Genomic DNA, 5,998 nt, shown 5'->3' on the forward strand with positions numbered 1-5,998 from the left:
AGCTTCTCCGTGGCCCATGCCTCGATCTCCACGAACGTATCCGCGCCCGAGAGCACCGCGCTGACAGCGACTACCAGCATCTCCACCAGATCGTGTTCGACCTTACCCGCTTGCCGAGGATCGTCGATCGAAACAAAGACTTCGGCCAGGCTCGGTCTGTCTGCTTGCTGCATCGTGTATCCCTTCTCGACAAAGAGAAGACACGCTACACCAAACCTGCTCGGGCTGAAGCCGCTTGAAGCTACAGGCGCATCCGTTCATGCGATTGCCCTGCTTTTGCGCCGTGCCATACGCGGCCGGCGTAAGATCAGGACATACTCATCGGCCTTTAGCTGTCGCTTTCTCCTTTATGGTAGAGGCGTTCGCCCCTGGCGATCTCAGCGCAACGTTTGCTGTTTTGCCCGGCCGCTAGAGAAAATGCCCACTGCACGCGACCGTGTTCGGCGCTCACCATCCTGATGCGACCGGCCTTCCCTGGCTCGGTAGCATCGTACACATGGAACCGAGAATGGACTTAAGACATGTCATTAACGCTTCGGTAAGCCCCAAGGGCAGTCTGGAGACGCTGTCCCAGCGCGAAGTCCAGCAACTGAGCGAAACCGGGTCGGGCAGCGTCTACACGCTGTTCCGTCAGTGCGCCCTGGCGATCCTCAACACGGGTGCCCGCACCGACAACGCCAAGACCATTCTCGAGTCCTACCAGGACTTCGAGGTTCGCATCCATCAACAGGATCGCGGCGTCCGTCTGGAACTACTCAACGCGCCGGCGGATGCCTTCGTCGACGGCGAGATGATCGCCAGCACCCGCGAGATGCTGTTCAGCGCCCTGCGCGACATCGTCTATACCCAGAGCGAGCTGGACAGTCTGCGCATTGACCTGAGCAGTTCCCAGGGTATCACCGACTACCTCTTCCACCTGCTGCGCAACGCCAGCACCCTGCGCCCCGGTGTGGAGCCGCAGATGGTGGTGTGCTGGGGCGGCCATTCGATCAGCATCGAGGAGTACAAGTACACCAAGAAAGTCGGTCACGAACTGGGTCTGCGCAAACTGGACATCTGCACCGGCTGCGGGCCTGGTGTGATGAAAGGGCCGATGAAAGGCGCCACCATCGCCCATTCCAAGCAGCGGATCGTCGGCGGCCGCTACCTGGGTTTGAGCGAACCGGGGATCATCGCCGCCGAGACGCCCAACCCGATCGTCAACGAACTGGTGATCCTGCCGGACATAGAGAAGCGCCTGGAAGCCTTCGTGCGCGTTGGCCATGGCTTCGTCATCTTTCCCGGTGGCGCCGGCACCGCCGAGGAGTTCCTCTACCTGCTCGGCATCCTGAGGCACCCGGACAACCGGGATCTGCCGTTTCCGTTAATTCTCACCGGACCAAGGAGCGCGGCGCCCTACCTGGAGCAGCTGCACGCTTTCGTCGGCGCCACGCTGGGGGTAGCCGCACAGTGCCACTACCGAATCATCATCGACGACCCCGTCGAAGTGGCAAGGCAGATGACTCAGGGGCTGAAGGAGGTCAGGCAGTTCCGCCGGGAGCGCAACGACGCCTTCCATTTCAACTGGCTGCTGCGGATCGAGGAAGGCTTCCAGCGCCCGTTCGACCCTACCCACGCCAACATGGCCAGCCTCCAGCTGAGCCGCGACCTGCCGCCTCATCAGCTGGCGGCCAATCTGCGCCGCGCCTTCTCCGGCATCGTGGCCGGCAACGTGAAGGACAAGGGCATCCGCCTGATCGAGCAGTACGGCCCCTACGAGATCCACGGCGAATCGGCCGTGATGCAACCACTGGATGAGCTGCTGCAGGCCTTCGTTGAGCAGCACCGGATGAAGCTGCCGGGCGGCATACCCTATGTGCCCTGCTATCAGTTGGTGACCTGAGCCCCCCTTTCAAGCTCTTCGACTGAACGCTGACCGGCTGCTTGCCAGCCGGCTGTAGGAGCAGATTTGTCGGCGATCATCGGCAAAATCAGAAGCATCGCGAATAAATTCGCTCCTACGAAAGCGGTATCGGCCTCACACCCTGGCTATCTCCATGGGAAGTGCAAGACCTTGAAATGAGTGGATCTGAAGGCCGGAAGGCAGGGGCTGTCGTGGTATAGTCCGCGGCTTTTTCCGCACCACCACGTCGGCCTTCCGACCCAACGCATAGGTATCCCCGTTTGGAGCACAAACCTCTCATCGAGCGTTTGTGGGGCATCGCTCGCACCCACAGTTTTGCCGCTTTCGAATTCTGCCTGCATGAATCCTGTCCCGATGACTCGCTCAAGGCTCTGGCCGGCGCCCTGCGCCATCTGGCTACTGCCGATCAGCACGCGCTTGCACAGGACTTGCTGAGCGAATCCCTCGAGAACCATGTCGCCTCGCCGCAAATCCTCTGGCGCCTGGAGATGGCCCTACTGCTCGGACAGCCCGGGACCGGCAAGAACACAGGTGGCGTTCAGGATCTCGCCACGCTTGAGAACAGGGTGAAGGAACTGGTCCTGGCCAACCGGCTGGACGACGCGATCGGCCATGTAAGCGAGGCCGCCAGAGCCAGCGCAGCCCCGGAACTGTACGAACTGCTGGGCCGCCTGCACCTGCGCCGCAGCGCCGGCCAGACCGCCGCCGCCCCGGCAGTCGACGCCGCACGGCCCGAGGCCGCACCAGCCACAGCCCAGCCGCCGAAAGCGGCCGTTGCGCAGGCAGACGCAGTGCGTGCCGAAGAAGAACCGGACACCCCGTCCAGGCCACAGGAAGCCGCTGCCCCAGCGGAGACCCGTCCTCTGACTGGAAAAACCGAACAGCCGGCGGAAGCCCCGCGTGCAGCGGCAGCGGTCGGGGCGCCGGCCGCGAAGGTCGAGTCGGCCCGCCCGGCTGCCCCTTCGCCCCCATCCGCCACAACTAGCCTGGCTGCTGTCCGCTCCGGGAACCTGCGGCCGCCCGCGCCCACACCGTCGGCAGACGCTGCCAAACAGGCCCGAAGTGAGGGCGCGGCGCCAGCGGCATGGGTGGCCGAAGAGCTGCTCAAGGCGCGCGCCAGAGCGCAGGAAACCATGCGACAGCGTGCCGAAGCCAAGGCCGATGCCGCACCAATCGCAAAGCCGGCAATGACTGCCGTCGCCTCCTCCGCTCCCGCGGCCAAGGCCGAGCCGGCGCCTGTCGAGATACCGGGGCCGGACGAGTCCAAGGAGCAGGTGTTTGCCCGCCTGCGTGAAGCCTTCACCAAGCTCGGCAAGATCGAACGCAAGCTGCTGGCCTGGATCATGGCCAATCCCAACCAGAATGCCGCCCAAATCGCCAAGAACACCGCGCTGGGCAGCGCGGAAGTCACCACCGCGCTCAAGGGCCTGACCGGACTCTGGCTCGATCCCTTCACCTTCGCCGGCTACACCGTGAGGGACTATGTGCTGGAGTGCATGTCCATGGGCAAGCAGACGCCGGCCGGCACCCGCCAGGCCAGCGCAAGCCCGCCCCCGCGCGCGACGGCGCAAGCCTCCACGCGGGTCGCCGAAACACCGCGCACGCCCAGCCCGGCATCCAGGGCAGAGGCCGCCCCTGCCTCGGCGAAACCGGCCAGACCCGCCGCCACCGCGCCTGCACTATCCGGCATGAGCGGGCTGGACAGGCAAGTACTGGAATACATCCGCAACCACCCGGGATGCTCACCGGACGAGGTGATGGATGCGATGGGACCGGACGAGCCGGCCTCGGTGTCGCTGGTCACGCTGCGCCGGGAGTGGTTGGACCGTGACGCACAGGGCCGGTACACCATCAAGCCGGGAATGCTCGACCGGATACCGACCGGCGACCAGCCGGAAGCCCCTGCCCAGACAGCCGAGGCGGAAGACGACGAGGTCATGGAGGAAGCACGCCCGGCCAAGTCGCGCATCATGGAGGCACTGGCGGCATCGCCGCTCGCCAGCAGCACCAGCGCCTCCGATCCGCTGCAGAAAGAGCAAGCCCGGTTGGCCAAGCTGCCCAAGGGGCAGCGTCAGATCCTGCAGTTCCTGTACGACAACGGCCAGGCACGCACCAAGGACATCGCACGCGCCCTCGACCAGGAAGCGGCCAAGGTCAACAGTGGCCTCCTCGGCCCGCTCGCCGGATTCGTGTCGGTGATGCACAGCTTCTGGCGGCTGAACGATGAGATCCGGCTGGCATTGGCCCCAGCCGAATTCGCCAAAGCGGCCGAAGCCTGAGGCATGGCGCCGGAGCATCGTTCCTGGGCATAGGCATCGTTCCAATCGGGCGTACCGGCTGCTCGCTTCTCAAGCGCAAAGCAGCCGCACGAAAGGCTGTTTCGAGCGCGCGGCACACGGCGATCAATGCCAACGAGCAAGGCAGCCTGGGGGGGTTCATCGGTGGAAAACACTTCATGGTTTTCCATCCTGAGCGGATTGCCGGCTGAGGTAGGGAGGACAGCGCTCTGCTTGTCCACCTGTTGCCTTGAAAGTCTGGTTCGGGTCTGAGTGATCCACAGAAATTATCCTGATAAATCAAAGAGGCATGGCTTGAAGAGGCCTGCATGGGCGGGCATGTTGGTTGTCACCAAACATGCCCGCCGTCTCGAGGCCCTGATGGCGGCGGCGGCCGCCCTGCTGCAGGGCCGCTGCCTGAGCCTGACCGCACTGGGGCGTTCCCTGCCCGGCTCCGCCCGGCCCCGGCATGCCATCGAGCGGGTCGACCGCCTGCTCGGCAACCGCCAGCTGCAGGCCGAGCGGGGGTTGTTCTACCGGGTCATGCGCCGTGCCCTGCCGGGCTCGCTCCGGCATCCGTTGATCCTGGTGGACGGGTCGCCGATCGATGCCGCCGGCAAGCGGTTCCTGCTGCGGGCCGCGATCCCGCTGGCTGGACGCTCGCTGCCGGTCTGCGAAGTCGTCCACCCGCGCGAGGGCTGCCCGCGTTGCTAGCGGCGCCTGCTCGAGGCGCTCGCGGCGATGCTGCCGGCCGACTGCCGGCCCATCCTGGTCACCGCTGCCGGCTTCCGGCGGCCCTGGCTCCAGGCCGTCGAAGCCCGGGGCTGGCAGGACGTCGGCCGCGTGCGCAACCGCGACCTGTGCCGGCTCGGCGAGCGGCCCTGGCAGCCGCTGAAGGACCGGTATGCCCTGGCCTCGGCGTCGCCGAAACGGCTTGGCGACATCGCGATGACGCGCTCGGCGCCCTGGTCGACCCGGCTGTACGCCGTGAAACAGGCGCCGCGGGGGCGCAAGCACCGGCTGCTGGCCAGCAACTTGCCCGAGGCGCAGTGGAATGCCGCACAGGTCGTGGCGATCTACCAGCGGCGCATGCAGGTCGAGGAAGGCTTCCGCGACCTGAAGAGCCATCGGCTGGGAGTCGGCCTGGGGCTGCATCGCAGCCGCTGCCCGCGCCGCATCGAGATCCTGCTGCTGATTGCCGTGCTGGCCAACTACGCGCTGTGCCTGCTGGGTCTGCAGGCGCGGGAGGCGGGGCACGAGCGGCGTTTCCAGAGCAACAGTCTCAAGCGCAAGCACGGGCTGTCGCTGTGGCGGCTGGGGCTGGGGCTGGGGCTGGAGTATGCACGTACTTATGCGGGAGACATTTCCCGGGAGAGGCTGCGGGACCTGGAGCTGGCCCTGCGGCGGGAGGTCCACCGGCAAGCGCTGGAACTGGGGTGACTTTGTGGGGATCACTCAGGGTTCGGGTCGATTCTGTTGAAAAACCCAGTTTTGCAGCAGAATCGACCGATCTCTGCCTGTCATTTGCAGCAAGCAGAGATGATGGTCAAGCCAGACACAAATAGGCAGGGCCATCGCATGAAGCCAAGCATTCTCTTCGAGTCCCGGCAGCTCGGCCCGATAGTCATCCGAGGTGTCGGCGATGAGCCGACGAGTCTTGAGGCTGCCCTTGCGCTGGCTCGGGTCCAGGCGGAGCAGGTTCAGCGTCAGCCGCTTCAGCGTCGCCAGGTTATGGGCCGCATGGGCGGTACGCGCGCGCATCCGGTCATCGGCAAACACCACGTCCAGGCACCAGTGCACACGGTTCTCGATGCCCCAG

The 5,998-nt window shown here is 65.4% G+C and carries 3 protein-coding genes and 2 pseudogenes; 3 read left to right on the forward strand and 2 right to left on the reverse strand.

What is annotated here, in order from left to right:
• Positions 1 to 173: transposase family protein (locus tag ACYVD0_RS12400; RefSeq protein ID WP_460427158.1), on the reverse strand; the 173-nt coding region annotated here is incomplete at its 3' end.
• Positions 174 to 508: 335 nt separating this feature from the next.
• Between ACYVD0_RS12400 and ppnN the strand changes: the two genes are divergently transcribed.
• From ppnN to ACYVD0_RS12415, 3 genes and pseudogenes are all read left to right on the forward strand, one after another.
• Positions 509 to 1,882 (forward strand): nucleotide 5'-monophosphate nucleosidase PpnN, encoded by a 1,374-nt coding sequence (gene ppnN, locus ACYVD0_RS12405; RefSeq protein WP_460427090.1) that lies wholly within the window; start codon positions 509 to 511, stop codon positions 1,880 to 1,882.
• Positions 1,883 to 2,163: 281 nt separating this feature from the next.
• Complete coding sequence (locus tag ACYVD0_RS12410; RefSeq protein WP_460427091.1) at positions 2,164 to 4,182, forward strand: hypothetical protein; 2,019 nt, start codon at positions 2,164 to 2,166, stop codon at positions 4,180 to 4,182.
• Positions 4,183 to 4,518: 336 nt separating this feature from the next.
• Positions 4,519 to 5,619: pseudogene (locus ACYVD0_RS12415) on the forward strand (IS4 family transposase).
• A 159-nt stretch (positions 5,620 to 5,778) separates the two neighbouring features.
• Here ACYVD0_RS12415 and ACYVD0_RS12420 read toward each other — a convergent pair.
• Positions 5,779 to 5,998, reverse strand: a pseudogene (locus ACYVD0_RS12420) (transposase); the annotation flags it as partial.

The sequence above is a fragment of the Azotobacter armeniacus genome (assembly GCF_054779355.1).

Bases quoted from the DNA above. Each gene is read 5' to 3' on its own strand.
- ppnN (WP_460427090.1), top strand. From the start codon at position 509: ATGGACTTAAGACATGTCATTAACGCTTCGGTAAGCCCCAAGGGCAGT.